The sequence below is a fragment of the Paenibacillus sp. BR2-3 genome (assembly GCF_046529485.1).
In the GTDB taxonomy this organism is placed as follows: domain Bacteria; phylum Bacillota; class Bacilli; order Paenibacillales; family Paenibacillaceae; genus Paenibacillus_AQ.
Map to the genome: position 1 here is coordinate 4,728,536 of NZ_CP126311.1, position 22,284 is coordinate 4,750,819.

General features: G+C 47.8%; 18 protein-coding genes and 1 pseudogene. 7 read left to right on the plus strand and 12 right to left on the minus strand.

The annotated features are described in order from the left end of the window. The first annotated feature begins 137 nt into the window (after positions 1–137). Positions 138–320, plus strand: a complete 183-nt coding sequence (locus tag PaeBR_RS22735) for a hypothetical protein (RefSeq protein WP_410512701.1) — start codon at positions 138–140, stop codon at positions 318–320. 15 nt (positions 321–335) lie between these two features. Further along, positions 336–674 carry a type II toxin-antitoxin system PemK/MazF family toxin gene (locus PaeBR_RS22740; RefSeq protein ID WP_410512702.1) on the plus strand — a complete coding sequence of 113 codons (339 nt, stop codon included), beginning with the start codon at positions 336–338 and terminating at the stop codon, positions 672–674. 226 nt (positions 675–900) lie between these two features. On the opposite strand, the gene PaeBR_RS22745 is transcribed toward PaeBR_RS22740, so the two are convergent. The 6 genes from PaeBR_RS22745 to cidR form a co-directional block, all read right to left on the minus strand. After that, the gene (locus PaeBR_RS22745) at positions 901–2,805 is read right to left on the minus strand and encodes an ABC transporter ATP-binding protein (RefSeq protein ID WP_410512703.1); all 1,905 of its coding nucleotides are present in this window, start codon (positions 2,803–2,805) and stop codon (positions 901–903) included. Beyond that, positions 2,802–4,562 carry an ABC transporter ATP-binding protein gene (locus PaeBR_RS22750; protein WP_410512704.1) on the minus strand — a complete coding sequence of 587 codons (1,761 nt, stop codon included), beginning with the start codon at positions 4,560–4,562 and terminating at the stop codon, positions 2,802–2,804. Before PaeBR_RS22750 ends, PaeBR_RS22745 begins: the two co-directional genes overlap by 4 nt. Further along, on the minus strand, positions 4,555–4,965 hold the full coding sequence (locus PaeBR_RS22755) for a MarR family winged helix-turn-helix transcriptional regulator (RefSeq protein WP_410512705.1): 411 nt from the start codon (positions 4,963–4,965) through the stop codon (positions 4,555–4,557). The genes PaeBR_RS22750 and PaeBR_RS22755 overlap by 8 nt, the downstream gene beginning before the upstream one ends. A 264-nt stretch (positions 4,966–5,229) precedes the next feature. Continuing rightward, entirely contained in the window at positions 5,230–6,633 is a 1,404-nt protein-coding gene (locus tag PaeBR_RS22760) for a DNA-binding protein (protein ID WP_410512706.1), read from the minus strand. A 116-nt stretch (positions 6,634–6,749) separates the two neighbouring features. Then, positions 6,750–7,052: an aspartyl-phosphate phosphatase Spo0E family protein gene (locus tag PaeBR_RS22765; RefSeq protein ID WP_410515284.1), complete on the minus strand. Its 303-nt coding sequence runs from the start codon at positions 7,050–7,052 to the stop codon at positions 6,750–6,752. 93 nt (positions 7,053–7,145) lie between these two features. Next, positions 7,146–8,051, minus strand: a complete 906-nt coding sequence (cidR, locus tag PaeBR_RS22770) for a cidABC operon transcriptional activator CidR (RefSeq protein ID WP_410512707.1) — start codon at positions 8,049–8,051, stop codon at positions 7,146–7,148. Positions 8,052–8,161: 110 nt separating this feature from the next. Here cidR and PaeBR_RS22775 point away from each other — a divergent pair, with 110 nt between their 5' ends. Further along, positions 8,162–8,533 carry a CidA/LrgA family protein gene (locus PaeBR_RS22775; protein WP_410512708.1) on the plus strand — a complete coding sequence of 124 codons (372 nt, stop codon included), beginning with the start codon at positions 8,162–8,164 and terminating at the stop codon, positions 8,531–8,533. Continuing rightward, a complete protein-coding gene (locus tag PaeBR_RS22780) occupies positions 8,530–9,213 on the plus strand; it encodes a CidB/LrgB family autolysis modulator (protein ID WP_410512709.1) in 684 nt (227 codons plus the stop codon). Before PaeBR_RS22775 ends, PaeBR_RS22780 begins: the two co-directional genes overlap by 4 nt. A gap of 67 nt (positions 9,214–9,280) precedes the next feature. Here the strand turns inward: PaeBR_RS22780 and PaeBR_RS22785 are convergent, their stop codons facing one another. Both PaeBR_RS22785 and PaeBR_RS22790 read right to left on the minus strand, forming a co-directional pair. Further along, on the minus strand, positions 9,281–10,249 hold the full coding sequence (locus PaeBR_RS22785; protein WP_410512710.1) for a Gfo/Idh/MocA family protein: 969 nt from the start codon (positions 10,247–10,249) through the stop codon (positions 9,281–9,283). A 54-nt stretch (positions 10,250–10,303) separates the two neighbouring features. Further along, positions 10,304–11,281: a hypothetical protein gene (locus PaeBR_RS22790; RefSeq protein ID WP_410512711.1), complete on the minus strand. Its 978-nt coding sequence runs from the start codon at positions 11,279–11,281 to the stop codon at positions 10,304–10,306. 193 nt (positions 11,282–11,474) lie between these two features. On the opposite strand from PaeBR_RS22790, the gene PaeBR_RS22795 reads away from it, so the two are divergent. Beyond that, positions 11,475–13,322 carry an LTA synthase family protein gene (locus PaeBR_RS22795; protein WP_410512712.1) on the plus strand — a complete coding sequence of 616 codons (1,848 nt, stop codon included), beginning with the start codon at positions 11,475–11,477 and terminating at the stop codon, positions 13,320–13,322. A gap of 171 nt (positions 13,323–13,493) precedes the next feature. On the opposite strand, the gene PaeBR_RS22800 is transcribed toward PaeBR_RS22795, so the two are convergent. Continuing rightward, the gene (locus tag PaeBR_RS22800) at positions 13,494–13,925 is read right to left on the minus strand and encodes a MarR family winged helix-turn-helix transcriptional regulator (RefSeq protein WP_410512713.1); all 432 of its coding nucleotides are present in this window, start codon (positions 13,923–13,925) and stop codon (positions 13,494–13,496) included. A gap of 296 nt (positions 13,926–14,221) precedes the next feature. On the opposite strand from PaeBR_RS22800, the gene PaeBR_RS22805 reads away from it, so the two are divergent. After that, positions 14,222–15,916 (plus strand): methyl-accepting chemotaxis protein, encoded by a 1,695-nt coding sequence (locus tag PaeBR_RS22805; RefSeq protein WP_410512714.1) that lies wholly within the window; start codon positions 14,222–14,224, stop codon positions 15,914–15,916. 155 nt (positions 15,917–16,071) lie between these two features. On the opposite strand, the gene PaeBR_RS22810 is transcribed toward PaeBR_RS22805, so the two are convergent. The 3 genes and pseudogenes from PaeBR_RS22810 to PaeBR_RS22820 all read right to left on the minus strand — a co-directional run. Next, positions 16,072–18,087: a putative bifunctional diguanylate cyclase/phosphodiesterase gene (locus PaeBR_RS22810; RefSeq protein ID WP_410512715.1), complete on the minus strand. Its 2,016-nt coding sequence runs from the start codon at positions 18,085–18,087 to the stop codon at positions 16,072–16,074. 324 nt (positions 18,088–18,411) lie between these two features. Further along, positions 18,412–18,990: a Gfo/Idh/MocA family protein gene (locus tag PaeBR_RS22815; protein WP_410512716.1), complete on the minus strand. Its 579-nt coding sequence runs from the start codon at positions 18,988–18,990 to the stop codon at positions 18,412–18,414. After that, a pseudogene (locus tag PaeBR_RS22820) lies at positions 18,987–19,789 on the minus strand (UbiA family prenyltransferase); the annotation flags it as partial. The gene PaeBR_RS22815 and the pseudogene PaeBR_RS22820, both read right to left, overlap by 4 nt. 113 nt (positions 19,790–19,902) lie before the next feature. Between PaeBR_RS22820 and PaeBR_RS22825 the strand changes: the two are divergent. After that, on the plus strand, positions 19,903–22,215 hold the full coding sequence (locus tag PaeBR_RS22825) for an EAL domain-containing protein (RefSeq protein WP_410512717.1): 2,313 nt from the start codon (positions 19,903–19,905) through the stop codon (positions 22,213–22,215). Positions 22,216–22,284: the final 69 nt, after the last annotated feature.

Consider the following 22,284-nt stretch of genomic DNA (forward strand, 5'->3'; position numbering starts at 1 on the left):
AAAACAGGGTAAATATGGTATACTTGACGTGCGCCAATTCTACCCTCTTTTTTAACTCTATTTTAATAGAGGTTTTAAACATCATTTAGGGGGCATAATTATAACCAAGTGAATAACTACTTGGGAGGTGTGAATGAATGAGTGACAAAGAGGAGGAAAAAGATATGTCAACAATAGCTAATTCACCAATTAAAAATCGGGCAAAACTTTGGGAAAAAGCTAATAAAAATACTGTTAAGAATTCAGACGGTTTGACTGTTGTCTCTAAAGATAGTCCATATCGAAAAGAGTCTGGTTGGGAATCAACCATTAAAGGTTAGAAAAAACTAACTACAATGCCCAAGAATCTAGTTGTCGGAGATGTCTGGTATGCAAAATTCCCTCTTGAAGAGGACTCATCTAAGTATATAGAAAGACCAGCAATTATTGCAGATGTACATTTGCCCGATGTTGCAATTATCAAGGTCACCAAACATGATCCCAGAGAAAATGATCAATACGATACAATAATCGTCCACTATAATCAGGCAAAGTTAAAAAGACAATCTACAGCTAGAGTTTCAAAACTTGTTACGGTAGATATAAGTCAAATTTTAAACCGCAAAGGTACTTTGCATCCAGAGGATTTCAAAAATGTCTTTGAACAATTAGACAAATTCATTGATGAAGAATAAGGTATTAAAGTCACTTCACACGTTGGAGTGGCTTTTTTGATTGTTTATCTCTCTCTTCTTTACCACTATTCATTCGAGTCTAATTTATTATAAAGTTATTTTACTTTGTATATGGTTTGTTCATGGTTATCCCCAGTTTTCTCATTGGTTCGTCTAGATCATTCTTACAAAGAACGCCCCTCTCCTCACATATTAAACATCTGTGAAAAAAGGGGCTCAGCTCTGTTTAACCTACTTCGGGCAGATCTTCCTCGGAGAACTGGCTGTTATAAAGATCGGCGTAGAACCCGCCTTTTTCCAGCAGCTCTGTATGGGTACCTTTCTCAATTACGCTTCCCTGATTCATGACCAGTATGAGATCCGCGTCACGGATCGTCGACAAACGGTGGGCGATAACGAAGCTTGTTCTGCCCTTCATCAGCGTGTTCATCGCCTTTTGAATTTGCACCTCGGTTCGGGTGTCAACACTGCTTGTCGCTTCATCCAGAATCAGAATAGACGGATCAGCCAGGATGGCCCGGGCAATCGTAAGCAGCTGCTTCTGGCCTTGCGAGATATTGGAGGCTTCTTCATTCAGAATTGTGTTATAGCCCAGAGGCAGCGTGCGGATGAAGTGATCCGCATGTGCAGCCTTGGCAGCCCGAACTACATCCGCCTCCGTCGCGCCCTCACGGCCATAAGCTATATTATCGCGGATTGTACCGTTAAAAAGCCATGTATCCTGAAGCACCATACCAAATTTGCTCCGCAGATCACTGCGTTTCATATCGGTAATGTCAACACCATCAATAACGATTTCGCCGCCGCTTAGCTCATAGAAACGCATCAGCAGGTTGATCAGCGTTGTTTTGCCGGCACCGGTTGGGCCTACGATCGCAATGGTCTGTCCGGGTTCAACTTCAATATTCATATCCTGGATCAGAATAGCATCCTCTTTGTATCCGAATTTCACATGACGGAACTCCACAGCGCCTTCTTGAGCTCCCTCTTCCTGCTGCACCAGTGATCTGGATATTTCAGGAACTTCCTCTTCCTCGTCGAGCAGTTCAAACACGCGTTCTGCGGATGCAATAGTAGATTGAATAATATTAGCGATATTGGCTGTTTGCGCGATTGGCATGGTGAATTGGCGCGAATATTGAATAAAGGCCTGAATATCACCGACTTCTATTGCTTTTTTAGTCACGAAAATACCGCCGACTACACAGACAAGCACATAGCCCAGGTTACCTATAAACATCATAAGCGGCATAATCATCCCGGACATGAATTGGGCCCGCCAGCCGGAGTCGTATAATTTATCGTTAATTCCGTTGAAATCACCAAGCGACTGCTTTTCGCGTCCGAAGGCCTTGATAATGCGGTGTCCGGTATACATTTCCTCCACGTGGCCGTTCAGCTGTCCAAGCGATTTCTGTTGGCTGATAAAGTAGCCTTGCGATCGCTTGCTGATCCCCATAATGACAATAAAGCTTAGCGGCAGAGTCACCACTGTAATCAGGGTTAGCCAGGGACTGATGGTCAGCATCATGATAATGACACCAATAATCGTAACAATAGAGGTGATCAGCTGGGTCAAGCTTTGCTGCAGGGTCGTGCTGATATTATCAACGTCATTGGTCGCGCGGCTGAGAATTTCCCCATGCGTCCTGGAGTCGAAATATTTCAGAGGCAAGCGTTCCAGCTTGCTGTTGATTTGCTCACGCATATCATAGACTACCTTCTGCGCTACACCGGACATTACATATTGCTGGATATAGCTGAACAGCGAACTGAACAAATACAGGCCTGCCAGAAGAAGCAGGATATCATTGATATATCCAAAATCAATGAATGCTCCCTCTACGCCCATTAGTTTACCGTAGGCTCCCTCAAAGAGCTTGGTCGTCGCTTTCCCCATAATTTTAGGGCTAAAAATGCTAAAAACGGTGCTGGCGATAGCCATAATAAAAACGATAAGCAGCTGTGCCTGACTCGGGCGCAAATAACGGATCAATCGGCGGAGCGTGCCCTTGAAATCCTTGGCTTTCTCCGCAGGCATCATCATTCCAGGTCCGCCTCCGGGTCCGGGGCCTCTATGCTGCTGCGGTGCGGGTTCAGGGCGCTTGTATTCTCTGTTCTGTTCGCTCATGCTATTTCCTCCTCTGACAGCTGCGAGGACACGATCTCGCGGTACACATCACTGCTCTCCAGCAACTCACGGTGATTGCCCATTCCGGCAATTTCACCATCATCAATAACAATAATCCGGTCTGCATCCATCACCGTACTCACCCGTTGGGCCACGATCAGTACGGTCGATTGTGTAGTTTCTCCTTTAAGGGCGGCACGCAGCTTGGCATCCGTCTTAAAATCAAGCGCCGAGAAGCTGTCATCGAACAGATAGACCTCGGGCTTTCTTACCAGCGCACGGGCAATGGACAAACGCTGCTTCTGACCACCGGAAACGTTATTGCCGCCTTGGGCAATTTGCGAATTAAAGCCTTCCTTCATCGCGGATACAAAATCGAATGCTTGAGCCACTTTTGCGGCATGAATAATTTCCTCATCCGTTGCATCCTCTTTACCGTAGCGGATATTCTCATTAATCGTTCCGGTGAACAGCACGGCTTTCTGCGGAATATACCCAATCTTGCTACGCAGCTCTTCCTGTGTCATATCACGCACATCGACTCCGTCCACGCGTACCGAACCTTGATCCACATCGTAGAATCTTGGAATCAGGCTAAGCAGGGTGGATTTACCTGACCCTGTACCGCCGATAATAGCCGTAACTTCACCCGGACGCGCACTGAAGCTGATTCCCGATATGGCGGGCTGCTCCGCACCTGGGTAGGAGAAGGATACATTCTCGAACTCGACATAACCGTGTAAATGATCCCGCCCGTCTTTACGGGTGGCGGCAGCGGTCGTTTGAAGTTCAGTCTGTGTAGGATCTATAATTTCAGGCTGCATATCCAGCACCTCGTTGATACGCAGGGCGGATGCAGAGGCACGGGGAATGAGCACGAACATCATGGAAACCATAATCAGGGAAAACATAATCTGCATGGCATATTGAATGAAAGCCATCAGCGAACCAACCTGCAGGTTACCGTTGTCAATCCGTATTCCGCCGAAATAAAGAATGCCGATCATGGAAAAGTTCATTACAATCATCATTAACGGCATCAGGCCAGCCATAATCTTATTTACTTTAATAGCCGTCTCCGTCAGATCACGGTTCGCTTCGTTAAACCTATTATTCTCAAGCCCGATCCGGTTGAAGGAGCGGATGACGCGAATACCGGTCAAATGCTCGCGCAGCACGAGATTTAATTTATCCAGCTTGATTTGTATCGCCTTGAACAGCGGCAAGCCCTTCATTCCGATCAAAAGAATCGCCCCGACGAGCAAGGGAATGACGACCACAAAGATCAAGGAAAGCTTGGCATCCTCCGATACCGCCATAATGATACCGCCGATCATCATCATCGGAGCACCGACCATCATGCGCAGCATCATTGTAAGCACAGTCTGCACCTGCGTAATATCATTCGTCGTCCGCGTAATCAGGGACGCTGTACCCAGCTTGTCGAACTCATGCAGTGTAAAATTCTCTACATGGTTGAACATACGCGACCGGATATTTTTGCCGAAGCCTGCAGCGACTTTAGCCGAAAGAAAACTGGCAATCACGGAGCACAATGCGCCTCCGCCCGCTACAAGCAGCATGAAAAAGCCAATTTTCCAAATAAAGCTGCGGTCCCCCTGTACAATCCCTTTGTCGACAATGTCGGACATCAAGGTAGGAAGGTACAAGTCGCCCATGGACTGCAGGAATACTAGGATTAGTACAGCCGTAATAGCGAGCTTAAAGGGCTTCAATTGTTTAAATAACTTAATCAAGCTTATCATCTCCGTTCAGTTGTAACCGGTCCAAATCAGGGGGCGGATTCTCTTGCGCAAAGGCATGCACCTTCAGCAGCAGCTCGGCAAGCTGATTGCTCTCCTCTTCACCCAAATATTCAACCAGTTTGTTTAAAGAAGTGTCCATATGGGCTTTGGCCCTCCGCGTAACAGCTTTACCCTGCTCTGACAAAATGACGCGAACGACTCTCCGGTCCGAAGAATCCGCCTGTCTCTCCACCATATTTTTGGCTTCCAGACTGTTTATCAGCTGGGTGACGGTAGGGGGCGTAAGACCAAGATAGCGGCTGATCTCCGACACCTTAGGCCCCTCTTTTTTGAAATGGTTATGCTTCGCAATACATAGCATCAAAGTCATCTCGCTCGGCTTGTTGCCATCCATGGAATGCTGCCATTGCGCTTTATGCAGTTTCCGGAGGGCGGCCATCAGCTTGTGAGCGACTGTATTTTCTTCATTTATCCCAATGTCTGCCACCTCAAGTTTAGTTAGGTTTACTAATTAATAAACACTATATTAATTAGGCTACCTAATTATATTTTCGCCACAGTGCTTTGTCAAATAAGGGAGTACTCTCTCAGCTATTACAGACAAGCAAAAAAACTCCCCCGCCTCATACGGCAGGAGAGATCAATTACCACTTATATTTTAAAAAATACCAAAGCGGCGGTCATGGTCAACAGCATTTTTTTCAAAGAGTCTAACTTCCTTTATGAGTTCATGATATTCATCCCGCTGCTTCGCGGAAGCATACCGTCTATTCAACTCAAATAAGGTGATACATTGTATGAGCCCTTTACCGTTGTTCATGGAAATGGACATTCCCATACACAGTAAAGCATAATCGACTCCCCGATCATACTGCTCTTTATCCAGCAAATAGATCGCTAATTGATAGTTCAGTCTGAACCTGCGGTCCACATTAATCGGGTCCTGGAACCGTTCGAATCTTAGCATTTCCCTAGAAAACCGCAACAATATTCCGTCAACTGAATATCCATAACGGTTGGCCGATTCTATAATTGTAACGAGTCCAGGCAGAATCTCGCCCGGATGCGCACCCAAAAAATCAGCATAGCTGGACAAAATCCCGGTATTGCCCAATAACAATTCCAGCGTATAGCTGTTTGCCTCAGCAAACAACCTGAACTTGTCCACCTCCACCCGGCCCTGCTCATCCAGCAGCTCGAACCAGCTTAAGTCGGCGTAACCGGCGGTGTACTTCTTGGCTTCCTCATAATTACCTTGTTTGGTAAGCGCTACTGCCTTTAACAAATAGCTTTGCCCATAATACAGTACCAGGGGCTTCATTAACTCCCGCGATTCGCTGCGTCTGCCATTTCTGCGTTTGCTGACTTCTTCGCGGTAGATCCCATTCGCCAGCGCCCTTAATTCATCAGCGTATTTCTCTACCTCTTTCCATTTGTACAGTGTGAAGCTGACGTTCGCCAATTTAAGCAGGCCATCGAGTGCCAAGTTCTCCGGGAGACGGCTGCGAAAGGGTTCAAAGGTAATTACCGCGCGCAGTTTTTCCTCCATATCCACCACAGCCTGGAGAGATTCGAAAATACGGTACTGGCTGATGGCCAAACGTTCAGAATAGCTGTCCGGCTCGTTCTCCGTTACGGTCGTATAGAAAATTACAGATTCCTGAATTTCCCCTTGTGCGAACAGCTTCTCGGCGACAGCAAATACAAGTTCAAGCGGCTTGGGGTATTCCAAAATTCTATTTAGTGTTTCCTCAACACACTGTGTTTTGCCCATTTCAGCGCATCGGATCAGAAAAGGCTCCGTCCTCCGGCGTGATATCTTATTTTCGTGGAAACACTCCTCAATATAGAGAGGATACAACCAGCCTTCCGGATAACCAAAGGCTCTGGTGAGTGCATCCAGCTGTCCCAACGAAATAGGCTTAGGGGGATTGGCATGCAGAATAGCACTTAGACTGCCCCGGTTCAGGCCGGAAACCTTCGCAAACGAAGCAAGATTATGACCGGAGCGGGACAGATGTCTCTCGATCTCTGAGCGTATAGTCGTTAGGTTAGCCTCCACCCGGTTCTCTCCCTCTGCAGGTCATAGATGACTTGAATATATTTACATAATTATAGGGGAAGCCTTGTGAAAGCACAACAAAAAGGGGAGCTTCACCCCCTCCTCATGCGGTACCTCTATATGTTATTTAAGGTTGTTTTATGGAGGGCAGTTTTGTTTCTGGGGTTCATCTTCTTCGAAGTCGTACCGTGAGCAGGAGCTGCAGCCTTCCGGCTGCGCAGGCCTTCCATCATCTTGGTCTGTGCAAGCAGGATATATCTGTCTAGACGCTCGCTCAGTTCCACAACGGTGCGGTCGCTGAGACTACGCTGCTGCGCCACCTCAAGCAGTTCGCATCTGAGGCTCTCTATCGTCATATACAGTTCGTCTTCTCTGTAGTCTCTTCGATGTTCGTCACGTGAAAAAGCCGGAACAAGCATCACGTTCACCTCTCTCTATCACCTTCGTTCTTTTATCATAAATGATGATACCAAAAATCATATTTTGCAAATAAAGAAAAAAATGTCGATATATCAATCATTGGAGGAAAGATACTGCTCTTCCAATAGCCCCCGGGCAAAAGATACCCATTCCCGGGCCGCAAAGGAAAGATATCGATCCCTGCGCCAGATCATCCCCAGCTGCCATGGTATAGCAGGCTCCGTCAAGGGAATTACAGCTATGCGCGAGCGATCCATATCCCGGCAGATGGTCTCTGGCAGCAACGCGATTCCAAGCCCGGCAGCAACCATCCGGCTGATCAAATCCCACTGCGAGCTTTCATACACAACCTTCGGCTGGAATCCCGCCTTCACACATTCCGTAATAATCCGGTCATGAAGCGTAAAATCCTCACGGAACAGAACGAACTCCTCCCCGGAAAGTCCGGACATGGGTACAGACTTTGCTTCAGCCAGCCGGTGCGATAGGGGGACGAGCAGCTGCAGCTTCTCTTGAACAAAGGAGAAATAATGAAAGCGGGCACTGTTCACAGGAAGTACGACTACACCAATATCGAGCAGACCGGTCTCCACATCATTTTCTACTTTCTTGGCTCCATCCTCATGCAGCCGGATCGTAACCTCCGGATATTTCTTGTGAAATTGGCCAATCACGGCCGGAAAAAAGCTTGCCCCCACCATTGGCGGGAGTCCGATCCGTATATGACCCTTTTTGAGATTGCGCAAGCTGTCCAGCTCAGAGGAGAGGCTGTGAAACGATTCTACAATATTTTGGGCCTTCGTTAACAAAATTTCTCCGGCATCCGTCAGCCGGATGCTTTTCCCCTCGCGGTAGAACAGATCAGCCCCCAGCTCCACCTCCAGATTACGGAGCATTTTGCTGATGGTAGGCTGGGTTATATATAAGGATTCTGCCGCCTTTGAGAAGCTGTTCAATCTCGCCGCTTGCACAAAATACTCTAATTGCCGGATATCCATTCTCCAACCTCCATACATAGACAAAAGGAATGTCATTTATTCTGTATATTCATTTTACCTATGAAAACAATTGATGTAAAATTTCATTATTATGAAAGGGGCGGAGCCTTATGAAAAAACTAGCTATAATTTTACTGCAAATCGCAGGGCTGGCCGCATTCTCTCTACTAATAAACGGTCTAACGTCCTTACTGCATCTGCCTATTCCCGGTAGCATTTTTGGCATGGTACTGCTGTTTATTCTGCTTGAGCTTGGTGTCGTCCGCCTGAGTTGGGTGGAAATGGGGGCATCCTGGCTGCTTGCCGAACTGCTGCTCTTCTTTGTTCCTTCTGCAGTCGGGATCATGAAATATGTTACCGTGCTGGAAACCGACGGCCTGCGTGTGCTGGCGGTTGTCGTTATAGGAACCTTTGTGGTCATGTCCTGTTCCGGGCTGCTTACGGGCGCTATTTATAAAGTAAAGGAGCGTAAAACATTATGACGATCGGCCTGCTGCTTCTCGTACTTACTGCCGGTATCTACCTGGCGTCCAAACGGGTTTATGTTCTAAGCTCCAAAATGTATGCATCCCCGCTCATCATTACGCCGCTGCTTATTATAAGCTTTTTGCTGATGACAGGGATTTCCTATGATTCTTACAATGCGGGAGGTAAATGGCTGACCCTGCTGCTGCAGCCGGCAACTGTCGCCTTTGCGATCCCTTTGCATAAAAACTTCAAGGTACTTAAAAAGCACGCCGCCGAAATTGCGGCAGGCGTGCTCTCGGGCTCGGTAGCCGCGGTAATCTCCTCGGTATTTTTGGCCAAATGGCTGCATCTCAGCAGTGATTTGGCTAACAGCCTTGTACCTCGTTCGGTTACTACACCGATTGCCATGAGCATTTCGCAAAGTATCGGCGGCGTTCCGAGTATTACGGCAGTTTTCGTCATTTTGACCGGGATATTAGGGACGATGATGGGGCCGTCTGTTCTGCGCCTTTTCCGCATTGACAATGAAATCGCACGCGGTGTATCGCTGGGAACCGCTGCGCATGGTACGGGCACCTCCAAAGCCTTCGAGCTAAGTTCGTTGACCGGAACCATCTCCAGTATTTCGATGATCTTGTCGGCGGTGTTCACGCTTGGCGTGACCCCGTTCCTGCTGTCGGTTTTCCTCTACTAGATCGGCCGCCCCGGCTTGGGCCGCAGACACGTCCTTCAGCTTATAGCTGAGGGGGCGTGTCTTTTTTTTAGAGCTTTACAGGCATTCCCGATTGAGCGGAATCATAGGCTGCACAGGTAACCTTCAGTGTTTTATAGCCGTCCTCGTAGTCACTTAGAATTCGTGAGCGGTCGCCGGTACGGACAGCGTGCAGAAAGGCCTCGCTTTCTTTCAGATACGGGTTTCCCGTGCTCACATGCTCGGTGCTGTCACCGCTGCGCACCTCCAGCAGCCGCTCCGGATTCCAGTCCAGCAAACCACGATCATTGTAGAAGCTGAGTCCTACACGGCTTACTTCTCCCGGCAAGACGCATGTATTGGAAATATTGGCGACAATTCCGCTCTCTAGCTTAAGGGATACCGTGCCTACATCCGCCACGCTAACGCCTTCATGCTGCTCGTGCATAACCCGGTTTCCGAACATGCCATATACCTCGGCAACCTCGCCCCCCAGGTAGCGCAGCAAATCTACAATATGTGTGGTCTGCTCCGTGAACTGCCCGCCGGATTGCTCCTGATTGCGCCACCAGGCTACCCCCGGCATACTGCCCATCCACTGCCCTACGATCATGCCGACCTTGTCCCCGCGCAAGAGCTCCTTCAGCCGGGCAACATTCTCCTGATAGCGGAAATGGTAACCAACCGAGGTCAATAATTGGCGTTCCTTAATGTCCTGAAGAAGACTGGCTGGAATCTCCGTGCTTACACCCAAAGGCTTTTCTATAAAGAATGGAATGTTCCGGCGTATAATGGTGCGTTCGATGGCTCCATGCGAATGCGGGGGGACACAAATATAAACAGCATCCAGCTTCTGACCTTCCAGCATTTCCGTTACATCCCCGTATCCTTGTGCCCCATAGGGGCGGGCCATGTCCTCGCCTTTTTCTGTACTGGTGCCGCACACGGCCTGCAGTTGCACGCCATCCATACCTGCCAGTAAATCCGCGTGTACTTTCGAAAACCAGCCTGTACCAATGATTCCGATGTTAAGTGTCATCGTTGTACCCTCCCGTAAACCTGTGATGAATGCCTTTTCATAGATTATACGACGTTATTTCCAGACCCGGTAGTGTCTCCATTCCTCCGGCATCAGCTGCCGATAAGGATGATGCAAAAAACGGTCATCTGCGAGCAGAATCACACCGGTATCCGACAGCTCAAATGGACAGACACTATGCTTTCTTGCATACCGTGCTATAGTATCCCGCGTCATCAGGGTTTCCTGACCCAGCAGGTCCAGCAATGCTTCGTTAATCCGATCATAATAACCATCCGCAAAAGGACAGTACTCCTTTGTACAGAGACCTTCCTCACGGAAACATGCCTTTTCTTTGGCAGTAATAGTAATGGCGTGCAGCCACAGTCCTTGAGACAGGAGCAGAGAGATGGCCTCCTCGGCCGCGAGGCGGGTAACTGTTTTCGCTGTCAAATAGAACAGCATCCGTGCCTGGCCCTCGCCCATGGCCTTGATGACCGGGAATAACGTAGAGATCGTCTTGCCGATACCGGTCGGCGCCTGGGCGAACAAATTCACACTTTCCGATACCGACTTGTACACCGCCCCTGCAAAATGCCGCTGCCCCTGCCGGTAAGAGGGGAACGGAAAGGTTAAATCACGGATGCTGTTGTCCTTGCGTATATTATGGCGCAGTAATAACTCCGCATAGCGGGCATATCTGGATACAGTCTCGGCTGCAAAAGCAGTCAACTCCTCCATGTAGAGTGTCCTATTCAAGCTTCGCTGCTCTTCACTCCCGCTTTGTACGTAGGTAAGCCTGACCTCGATAGCAGGGAGATTCTCTTCTACTGAAATCATATATGCGTACATAAGCGCTTGGGCCCAGTGGACAGGGCGCCCTTCGCCCATCTTGTCCAGAGACTCCGAGGTAGACTTAATCTCCTCGACGACCAGGCCTCCTGTCTCCGAATACTGCTTCTGTACCTTTTGGTGAATGCGTGTTCCTTCAGCCAGGGAAGCAGTGGTGCGGAATCCGGGTTCTATGCTGCCGCTGCGGTAGGCATACTCCACGAGCGCTCTTACCGGGATCGTTACGGTGTGGTTTATGCCCTTCCCCTCCCTCCATATGCTGGTAGAACAACTCTAATTATTGCAAAGGTGGATTTAGCTCTAATAATTTTGACATTCAAGGGAATGCACTTCATAATAAATTTATTATTGTGGAGTGCTCTGTCTTTTCATCATGTAGAAAGAAGGCGAAGCCGTGTTATTGATTAACGGTAAACGTTGGATTGTGAAGCCCTTTATATTTTTTACGCTTATTTTTATTCTGAAAAGCTTTTTGGCCTGGGGAGTCATCTTTGGAGATATGCTGCCCTGGAAATCATTGCTTACCGAGATCCCCTTTGTTTGGGCCCTCTTTTGTATTATTGAGCGCTTCTCTTCCAAACGTAAGCTCGGATACTATATGACGGTTAATTTGCTGGTAACTGCGATATTTTTTGCCGCCATTATGTACTTTAAATATTATGGGGTCATTGTCACTTACCATGCACTGGAGCAGGTGAATCAGGTTACGGCCGTCAGCAACAGCGTATTCTCACTGATGGATCCTTACTATCTGCTTATCTTTATGGACATCATCGTGCTTGGCTACTATTTCTTCCGCAATAAGAAGGGCCGTGACTTGAAAAAGAGAATCAACCGTTCGGGCCGCAAAGGCTTCGTAACCGTTTTGTTCATACTCTCACTGGGTCTGTGTCTCTTCAATGTACTACCCAATAAGGCCAGTATGAATGAGATCAAGAAGGCTCAGGAAATGGGTATCCTCAATTATGAGGCTTATACCATTTTTGCTCAAGACAAAACAGAGGTTATCAACACACGTGACATTACGCAGGATACGATCGATAAGCTTAAAGGAACCCGTCCGCTGGTCAACCCGCAGCTGCAAGGTGCGGCTAAAGGCAAGAATCTCATCATTCTTCAGCTGGAATCCTTCCAGAATTTCCTGCTGGGGCTTAAGCTGGACGGCAAAGAAGTGACACCCAACCTGAACCGTGTCATGGAAGACAGCCTTTATTTCACTAATTTCTATCAAATGGTCGGTCAGGGCAACACCTCTGATGCCGAGTTTGTGGTGAACACTTCTTTCTATATTCCTCCGCGCGGGGCAGCTACGATGTCGTATGTAGATAAGGCACTTCCGAGTCTGCCTCGTTTGCTGAAGGCGAACGGCTATCAGACGGCGACGTTCCACACCAATGATGTGGAATTCTGGAACCGCGGTGAGCTTTACAGCTCACTTGGCTGGGACCAATATTATGACCATCAGTTCTTTGGTGAGGAAGATGTTTTCTTCTTCGGAGCCTCCGATGAGGTGCTGTATCGTAAAACATCCGACAAGCTAAAGTCAATGAGTATGGAAGGCAAGCCTTTCTATGCTCAGATCATTTCCATGTCAGCCCATCATCCATTCACAATCCCGGAAGAAAAATACCGGATGAAGCTGCCCGAGCGTTATGAAGGAACCTTTGTCGGGGACTATATTCGTGCCCAGAATTACGCGGATGTAGCGTTCGGCCAGTTCGTAGAGGAGTTGAAGGCGAACGGCCTTTGGGATAACAGCGTGATTATGATTTATGGAGATCACATGGGTCTGCCGATTTACTCCCTCGATCATGACGACAAACAGCTGATTAATGAGATTTACGGCCATGAATACGGCTACGCCAACATGACGAATATCCCGCTCATTATCCATGGCGGGGGCAATACAGAGCCGCAGACTCTGGAGCAGGTTGGCGGAGAAGTCGACATCCTGCCAACGGCAGCCGGGCTGCTGGGCATCTCTCTGGAGAACCACCTGCATTTCGGCCAAGATTTGCTGAACCAGACATACAATATTCTGCCGGAACGATATTATTTGCCTTCCGGTTCCTTTATCGGAACCTCGGGATTGCTTATCCCCGGCATCAGCTTTGAAGACAACACCCAATATCCTATCGCTGCCGGAGGCAAAAAGCCTGCTGCAACCGAGGATGAATATAACCGGGCTTTACGGCTGCTTCAGCTGTCTGACAGCTATGTCACTCAACTGCCGGACAAATAACAATGTATCTAAGAAGAAACGGCTTTGCCGTCCTTAAAGGGACGGCACCCGTTTCTCGTAAAAATATAAGGAAAAAGTATGGAGTGAAACATATACTTTCTTATATTTTTAAAAAGACGGCTATGCTCCCGGTTCGGGGCATGGCCGTCTTTTTGTTTACAGACATGGACTCTAACGTTCTTGCCTTTCCAGCATATCGAAATACTCGGCGAAGCTTTTCAGCTCCTCCGGCTTCAGGATGGACAAATGTTGACCCAGCAGCATCGTGGAGCGTCTCTTCCCTTCAGCCTGTACGCTGCGGCCTTTGTCTGTAATAGTAACCACAACGGCTCTGCGATCATTCTCATCTATCTCGCGGCTGATCAGGCCCAGAATTTCCATCCGGTCCAGCATTACAGTAACTGCACTGGATTTAACCTCCATCTTCTCAGCGAGCTGCACCACCCGCGATTTGTCTGCTTGGGCAATCATGCTAAGCAAGGAAAACTGCGGGAAGGTAAGACCCAGCTCTTTGTTTGTGGCCATTTCGGATATAATTTTTCGCTGCACCCTCCACATGGATAATCCGATACGTTCGACCAGCGGATCGATTTGTTGCGACATCCTGCTCAACTCCCGATTACATGTCATACGCTAAGCGTACCATCAAACCTGACATGGATTCAATGTTTTAGCCTTATTTTAATTTGTTCCAGATATTAACTGCGCTTATTGATATTCTATATACTTTGAGTGAGTGTTTCCCTTATACTTAAGGTACAGTTTTCTTACATAAAAGAGCAAAATCCGACACAAATATACCACATCCAATTATGCTCTCTTACACTGATGCACAGAAATAGCAGCAGTGCTTATAAGAACCACTGAAAATTAATGGATCAAGGTTGGTGGAGTAAAGGATGAAATTGGCAACTAAATTAACGTGGATGATGCTTATTGTTCTGCTTCTCGTAGGTTCATCCATAGGCTTCTTCGGCTACCGGACTGCACATAATCAGGTCGATGAAGCAGCCGGAATTGAATTGGTAGGATGCGCCAATATTACAACAGGCCTTATTGACCCGGCTGATATTTCCGCACTGGTTGGGGGAGATACCAGCAAGCTTAGCGCTATTGAAGACCGGATCGGCTGGATTATCAAAAATAAGCCTATCTTTAAGGAGGCCTTCATCCTGTCTTTGGATGGAAAAGTGCTGGCTGCCGACAGCAACTTCCAGAAGAGAGGGTATAAGGCCGGAGACACCTTCTATTTCAACGAAGAAGACAAAAAAATGATTACCACCAAGAAGCATTCAACCTACTCCAAAATGTACACCTATGAAGGCACCTCGCTCAAAACAGGCTATGGCCCCATCTATCAGGATCATGACCCCAATAAACCTATCATTGCTTTGATGGCTATCAGCTTCGATGGTCCCCTGATTCAGGAACGGACTATGGATATCATTGTTCAACCCTTTATTATTGGAACATCTATCTTAATCATTGCTATTCTAATTGCCTACCTGATGATACGGCGTATGGTTAGTCCACTGTCCAAGCTGTCGAATTCCGTCAATCTTGTAGCGAAGGGCGACCTTACCCATGATCCGATTTTATTTAAAAGCAAGGATGAGATCGGTACTTTGGCTCGTGATTTCAATGATATGACACTCAACCTGCGCAAGCTCATCAGGGAAGTAAACGATACGTCCCTGCAGGTGGCCTCCTCGTCAGAGCAGCTGTCCTCAAGTGCCCAGGAGACGAATCGGGCAGGAGAACATAGCGTCAACATTTCGATAGAGCTTGCTGAAGGGTCACAGACTCAGCTGCAGAATCTTGAGGGCAGCTATCAGGCGGTGCAGAACATGTCAGACTTTATTACCCAGATCGCAGGAAATGCCGATAATGCCATGAACAATGCTGCCAGCAACGCCGATAAAGCACGAACCGGCCGGGAATCCATGGATTCCACTACAGGCCAAATGAGAGTAGTAAGTGAAAGCATCACCGATCTTTCCGGCATTATAGTAACCTTATCCAGCCATTCCAAGGAAATTGAGAGCATTATCGGTACGATTGCAAGTATTGCGGAAGAAACGAACCTGCTATCGCTGAACGCAGCCATTGAAGCTGCACGTGCCGGCGAAGACGGCCGGGGGTTTGCAGTTGTTGCCAACTCCGTACGCAAGCTGGCTGAACGTTCCGCTAATTCTGCGGGACAAATCGGCGAACTGGTCAGCTTGATCGTGAACCAGATGGATAAAGCGGGGGAAACCATGAAACGCTCTACGGAAGAGATGGAGCAGGGCAAGGACATGATTATGGCCGCAGGCCGTTCATTCTCCGAAATCGAGGCATCCGTATCGGATATGGCTGCCCAAAGCCAGCAGATATCCGCAACGGTCCGCCAGCTGTCCGACATCTCTGACGGACTCGTAGAATCCATTCAGAACATCGTGACCGTATCCAATCAAACCGCTGAGGGTGCCGAGAGCCTGTCTGCTTCTTCGCAAGAGCAGCTTGCCGCTATGGAGGAAGTGGAGGCATCGGCTGCCTTTCTGTCCTCACTGGCGGATAAGCTTCAGATTCTGGTGGACCAATTCAAAGTGTAATTAGCCGTACTCACCTAATAGCGCAAGAATCAAAAAAAGCAAGCCCCCAAGATCTGGGGACTTGCTTTTTTTGCATGGCCGGACTTTGGCAGTAAAAAGGTGCCCCGGCCATCACGGCTTGGGGCACCTTCAAAGAGTTATGTATTAGACATACTTCAGACAGCAGCCTTGTTGTCCGAAAACCACTGCCCCAGTTCATTCACGGGCATAGGTTTACCGTAGTAATAGCCCTGCATGACCCGGCAGCCCAGGGACTGCAGCAGTTCAATTTGCTCTGGCGTCTCTACGCCTTCGGCAATAACCTCCATATTGAGATTAGCAGCAATTGCAATGATATTACTGATGATCGCTTTCTTGGAATGCATTTTACTTTTGCGGATGAACACCTGATCAATCTTAAGCGTGTTTATCGGTATTTCGTCCAAATTCCCCAGTGATGAGAATCCTGTGCCGAAGTCATCCAGGGACACTCTTACTCCGAGCTTCCGGAGCTTGGTCAGCAGTGCCACCGTCTCTTCCATATTGTTCATGGCTATCGATTCGGTAATCTCCAGCTCCAGAAAATGAGGTGCAAGACCCGAACGAGTCAGAGCCTCTTCCACAATGTCATACAGGCTTTCACCCTCAAACATTCTTGCTGACATATTGATCGAGACCGCAACATTCGCTATGTCTTCCTTATGCCAAAGCATATTCTGGCTGCACACCTCATGCAGCATCCAATAAGTGATCGGTACAATAAGGCCTGTCTCCTCCGCAATCGGAATAAATTCCACCGGAGAAATAATACCGTGCTCGGGATGCCTCCAACGGAGCAGCGATTCAAGTCCGACCGTAACATTCATAACGGAATCCCATTTGGGCTGGTAGACAACCATGAACTCGGAGCGGGCCAATGCTTTGCGCAAATCCTTCTCCAGCGACATTCGGCGCAGCTGGTGCCGGTTCATCTCCTGATCGAACACGCTGAATTTATTCTTGCCGGAATCCTTTGAGGTGTAAAGCGCAGTATCCGCAGCTTTCATTAGAGCAGAACGGTCGATTCCATGGGCAGGTGTTAGGCTAATCCCAATACTTGCAGTAACATACAGCTCATTATCCTGGATACTGTAGAATTTCTTGATCTCCTGTAAAATGCACTGTGCGCTCGCCACGGCCGCTTCTATCGTGCAATGAGGCAGAGCGACCAGAAACTCATCGCCTCCCAGCCGGAACACCTTCCCGCTGTTACCGATGCTGTCCCGCAGCCTTACTGCAACCTCCTGCAGCAGTACATCGCCAATATCATGGCCCAAGGTGTCATTGATGGACTTGAACCGGTCCAGATCAAGAAAAAATACCGCACCCGAAGTCCCGCTGAAAAAGTCACTGTCGAAGTACCTTTCCAATCCATGCCGGTTCGGCAGCCCTGTCAGCGGGTCGTGATAAGCCATCCGCTCCAGAACATGACGATCCAGAAAAACGGCTCCGCCGGAAATCGCGAACATAAATAGCGTTACAACAGAAACACCCGTCAGCAGAATAATATCCGTCGGCATTAGAAACGGCTTGCCCCCCAGCCACGCGTCATACTCAAAATGACTGGCCTGAATACTGGTATAGTGCATACCGGTAATAGCAATCCCTATTAAAAGTGCGGAATACAGCTTCCATTTGCTGAACCCGCAGTAGTCCTTGAACCTTCTAAATAGATAAAGAGCAACATAGGAAGCCAATACCGCGATCATTACAGAAAGCGCCTGTGTCAGCAAATAATAATGGATGGTCGCCTCCATCTTCATGGAGGACATGCCTACATAATGCATTCCAGAAATGCCGCCCCCGAGCAATAAAGCACTGGCTGCAAGACGCCAAAACCCAGGACGCGGTGTGAGGGCGAACCGGAGCGCCAAATAGCAGGACAACATGCCAATAAGCATCGACAGAACAGCTATCCCCGGGTGGTATCCAACATCAAACGACATACGGCTTGCCAAAATGCCGGCAAAGTGCATCGCCCAAATGCCGCTTCCAAGCACACACGATCCCGTCAAAAGCCAAAAACTGCGAATTCTGCCTGTCGATCGGGCAAACTGCGAGATCAGATTAAGTGCGGTATAAGCTGCCGTTACCGCCAACGCAAAAGATAATATAACAATCCAAATATTGTAGTGGATTTCCATTTGATCCATCTGTCAACCTCTTCACCAGTGATATAATTATCATGATCGCTGCAGTTCTATTTCTTAGTAGAATCAGTACACGAACATATTGGATAAAAGGAAGAGTGTGTAAAGATTATAGTTTTTTGAAATACAAGAAAGTATAAGTTTCACTCCATACAGAAAAGTCACTTCAGGTGTATTCTACCTTGTATTTGCCGGGCTGTCTAAGAAAAAACTGGATTTTGCACCCTTTTTTTAATGTCGGCAATAAATGTCCATATTTGAGGACACTTACAGGCCGATCAGGCAGGTTTTGACATGTTTTTGGGAATGGTGTTCTATCCGTCCTTTTTACAGCAGACTTATTCGCATCCGTTCTTTGGCTGAGAGTAGACAGGCTTCGACCAGACTCATATTGCGCACCGCATCCTCCGGCTCAAAGAGCGGTTTTGCTCCAAAAACTGCAGCTGCGAAATCATCCACCTGTCGGACATAGGGATTTGCGCCGGCGGCTTTTACCAGACGTTCAGCGCCCCCGATATGTACAACGAAGTCAGCATCCTCTTCTCTGGCATTGAACGGCATCGGAACCTCTATCCTGCCTTCCGTTCCGGTGATCTCCAGCAGCTGACGGTTATACGCCCACATACCGCAGTCAAAAATCAGGCTCAGTCCTCCCGGAAACTCCACCAGACCCGATGCCATCATATCCACGTTATCATGCTCCGGGGAAAAGATCGCATGAACGGTAACGGCTTCGGGTTCGGTTCCATACAGCAGTCTTGCAGCACTAAGGGGATAGCATCCGATGTCATACAAAGAACCTCCGCCCCATTCCGACCGGAAGCGTATATTGGTCGTATCTGCCGCAGCATTATAGGTATAGGTACCCCGGATCGAGCGGATATCTCCGATTTCACCGCTAATCATTTTCCCAAATTATTTAGCAGTACTGCTGCACCGAGAACCGCGATACGCGCGGCATTCATCAGCACGAAATTTTTAACAGACAGAATAAAGGTTGTTGCTTTATCAGGGTTCTGTGTAAAAGCGGCTATATTTCGGCGAAGGGGAATCAGTGTCAGCAGCAACAACAGCACTAGGCAGCACATTCACCCAGAGTAGAAGCAGTACAACAAGATCAATATAGGACACATAATAGAGCAGCTTGAACAGCAGGAGCGCATTGTTTTTGCCGATGTAGACAGGAAGTGTGTACCTGCGGTTCTCGATATCAACTTCAATATCGCAAATATTGTTGGCGAGCATGATCCCTGCAATCTCCAGAATCGCCGGAACTGAGAACCATAAAAGATAGATTACCTCCACAATATTAATATGCAGCTGGACCCATCCCAACTGGATCAGCAGCGCCACCGACACTATCATCCGTATGGATATACGCCGAGATAAAAATAATCACAAACCCCATAAACAGTCCCGAGAACAGCTCACCAAGAGGCATCCGCGATATAGGGATCGGCCCGAACGAATATAGGATTCCAATCAGAAACGATAACCCCCCGAGCAGGAAAACAAGCATTCCGGTCTGTGTAACGAATGCGATTCCTGCACCCGCCGCGAGCAGCAGCAGCGTCACAATGGTGGCCACTACAACGCTCTCTTTCAGTTTGTGATGGACAATGGCGTTATGCGTTTCATAACCGTAGCCAGGCGTTTTGGACGCTTTTTTGAAGTCATAATAGTTGTTGATCGCCGTTGTCGCCATTTTCATCAAATTTCACCCGTTTGGGATGATTTACGATGCCAATTCAGCCTAATCATGCTAAACTAATTTAGTTGGAACTATCTTCCTACTACGTCAGGATTTGAGGGGAATCTATGAAGCTGCGCAAAAAAATTGCTCTATTTATCGGTATTATTGCCTTGCTCGGATTAGGAGTTACCTACCTCTTTTTGCATCTTATATTATTGAACCGCTTTGACCGTATGGATGAGGCTGATCTTCGCAGGGCAATGGATGATACACTCTCTTCCTATCAAAATGAATTGAACATGATGAAGACAAGCTTGCTAAATTATTCATTTCGGGATGATCCCTACATTCTGAGCAACTATGATATCTCAACTTACCAAATCAACCGTTTTCATATGATAGCGCTTTTAAACAGCAAGGGAGAGGTGGTTTTTGGTGGTTCTTATCACCCCGGGGATGAGGCCGTCTCTCCCCTGTCAGCCGAAATGCACAGCCTCATCTCATTGGTTAACCTCAACCTCCCCGCCTTTGCCGGATGGGATGACAGCAAGTCAGGGATTATTACTTTGGATGAAGGTCCAATGCTTGTTACCTTATTACCCATTATTAACAATAATAAAAGCGGACCGATCCTTGGAACAGCAATTGCCGGCCGAATGCTTAACGAGGAAGAAATTCAGTTGATTGGCAGTCACAGCCCTCTTGGCATCCGTATTGAAACCGCTTCATCGGAACGGCTCGAACCAAGTGGAGGCAAAGATACCTGGATGTCAGCCAAAACCGGGGACATCCTCACTATTCATACCGTTATTAATGACCTGTTCGGAAACCCCTCTATCGTTATTTCATTGGATCACCCTCGTCAGATTTACAAAAGCGGGCTAAAATCGGTTGTAAGCTTCCGCCGGACCTACTTTATAACTACACTACTGATGTGTATCGCCAGTCTCATCTTTGTAAACCGCTTTATACTAAAGCGCATGGCGTCGTTGATCCGAAATATTCGCACCATCGGCAGCAGCCATGATTTATCCTTTCGGATCAAGAACATCGGCAGAGATGAATTCAGCGATGTGGAGCATGAATTTAACCGGATGATTTCCTCTTTACAATCCGCCCAGGAGAGGCTGAAGCTGCAAGCCACGCTCGATCCTCTCACCCAACTGCCCAATCGATCCTTCTTTTTTGCGAAGCTGAATGAAGCGATAGAAAAAGCACGAAAGAACAACTTGCAAATTGCGCTATTATTCATTGATATAGATAACTTTAAAACGGTTAACGACAGCTGGGGTCATGATTACGGCGATGCCATCCTGAAGGAAATTGCCAAACGTATAACATCTGCAATGGGCGATAATGATTTGGTCTCCCGTCTGGGCGGTGATGAGTTCACCATTCTTTTGGCTGATATCGGGGAGAAAGGGGATATTACGGCCCATTTGTCACGGATCCAAGAGGCTCTATCGGCTCCGCATATGATTCACGATCATCTTTTATATATTACTGCCAGCATCGGTGTAAGTGTTTATCCCCAAAACGGCAAGGATGCCGATTTTCTGGTCAAGCAGGCGGATTTGGCCATGTTTCATGTGAAGCAAACCGGTCGTAATAATTTCTTCCAGTATTCAGACACCTTGGAGGAAAGCGTACGCCGGAAAAAAGTACTTGGGCAGCAGCTATTGTCGGCAATAGCCAACCAGGAGCTGGAGATTCATTATCAGCCCATACTTTCTGCCGGTACGCTTGAGGTTATCAAGGTGGAAGCACTGTTGCGCTGGAATAGTCCAACCTACGGCTCTGTCTCTCCTGCTGAATTTATTCCGCTGGCTGAATCAAACGGTTCAATCGTAAACATTGGCCGTTGGGTATTTAAGCAGGTATGCGCGGATCTGTGCAGCTTTCATAAGCAGGGCCTTCCATTAAAAGCCGCTGTTAACATCTCTGCTATGCAGTTGATGCAGCCCCGATTGCTGGATGAACTACTGGAAGCGCTAGAGGAAAGCGGTCTTACCCCTTACAGTCTGGAACTCGAAATTACGGAAAGTATTCTAATGTCGGGTGACAGCTTCTTTACGACCTTGCAGCAGCTTAGAGAACACGGCTTCCGGATTTCTCTGGATGACTTTGGCACAGGCTTCTCATCATTAAGCTATCTGCGCCGCTTTCCGGTAGATGTAATCAAGATCGACCGTTCCTTCATCTCAGAAATCACGCCCGGGCAATCCGATGATACGCTGGTCAAGGCGATTATTGAGCTTAGTCATAATCTGGGGCTGCTGGTTGTATCCGAGGGTATAGAGCTGATGACACAATTCGACATGCTGCGTAGTCTTGGAAGTGATGAATTACAGGGTTACTTCATAAGCAAACCGCTGAAAATATCAGGGATTATTTCCTTTTTGTCACAGAAGACTCCAATTTACGTCAAAACGCGATAGTATCTCATAGGCAAATTTATGGTGTTATGATATAATAGGCAAGCCTATAACAGCGCCCGCAGGGGTGCT

Bases quoted from the DNA above. Each gene is read 5' to 3' on its own strand.
- PaeBR_RS22775 (WP_410512708.1), top strand. From the start codon at position 8,162: ATGAAAAAACTAGCTATAATTTTACTGCAAATCGCAGGGCTGGCCGCA.
- PaeBR_RS22755 (WP_410512705.1), bottom strand. From the start codon at position 4,965: ATGGATGGCAACAAGCCGAGCGAGATGACTTTGATGCTATGTATTGCG.
- PaeBR_RS22800 (WP_410512713.1), bottom strand. From the start codon at position 13,925: ATGTCGCAACAAATCGATCCGCTGGTCGAACGTATCGGATTATCCATG.
- PaeBR_RS22825 (WP_410512717.1), top strand. From the start codon at position 19,903: ATGAAGCTGCGCAAAAAAATTGCTCTATTTATCGGTATTATTGCCTTG.
- PaeBR_RS22785 (WP_410512710.1), bottom strand. From the start codon at position 10,249: ATGACACTTAACATCGGAATCATTGGTACAGGCTGGTTTTCGAAAGTA.
- PaeBR_RS22740 (WP_410512702.1), top strand. From the start codon at position 336: ATGCCCAAGAATCTAGTTGTCGGAGATGTCTGGTATGCAAAATTCCCT.
- cidR (WP_410512707.1), bottom strand. From the start codon at position 8,051: ATGGATATCCGGCAATTAGAGTATTTTGTGCAAGCGGCGAGATTGAAC.
- PaeBR_RS22745 (WP_410512703.1), bottom strand. From the start codon at position 2,805: ATGAGCGAACAGAACAGAGAATACAAGCGCCCTGAACCCGCACCGCAG.
- PaeBR_RS22765 (WP_410515284.1), bottom strand. From the start codon at position 7,052: ATGCTTGTTCCGGCTTTTTCACGTGACGAACATCGAAGAGACTACAGA.
- PaeBR_RS22805 (WP_410512714.1), top strand. From the start codon at position 14,222: ATGAAATTGGCAACTAAATTAACGTGGATGATGCTTATTGTTCTGCTT.
- PaeBR_RS22815 (WP_410512716.1), bottom strand. From the start codon at position 18,990: ATGATTAGCGGTGAAATCGGAGATATCCGCTCGATCCGGGGTACCTAT.
- PaeBR_RS22735 (WP_410512701.1), top strand. From the start codon at position 138: ATGAGTGACAAAGAGGAGGAAAAAGATATGTCAACAATAGCTAATTCA.
- PaeBR_RS22810 (WP_410512715.1), bottom strand. From the start codon at position 18,087: ATGGATCAAATGGAAATCCACTACAATATTTGGATTGTTATATTATCT.
- PaeBR_RS22780 (WP_410512709.1), top strand. From the start codon at position 8,530: ATGACGATCGGCCTGCTGCTTCTCGTACTTACTGCCGGTATCTACCTG.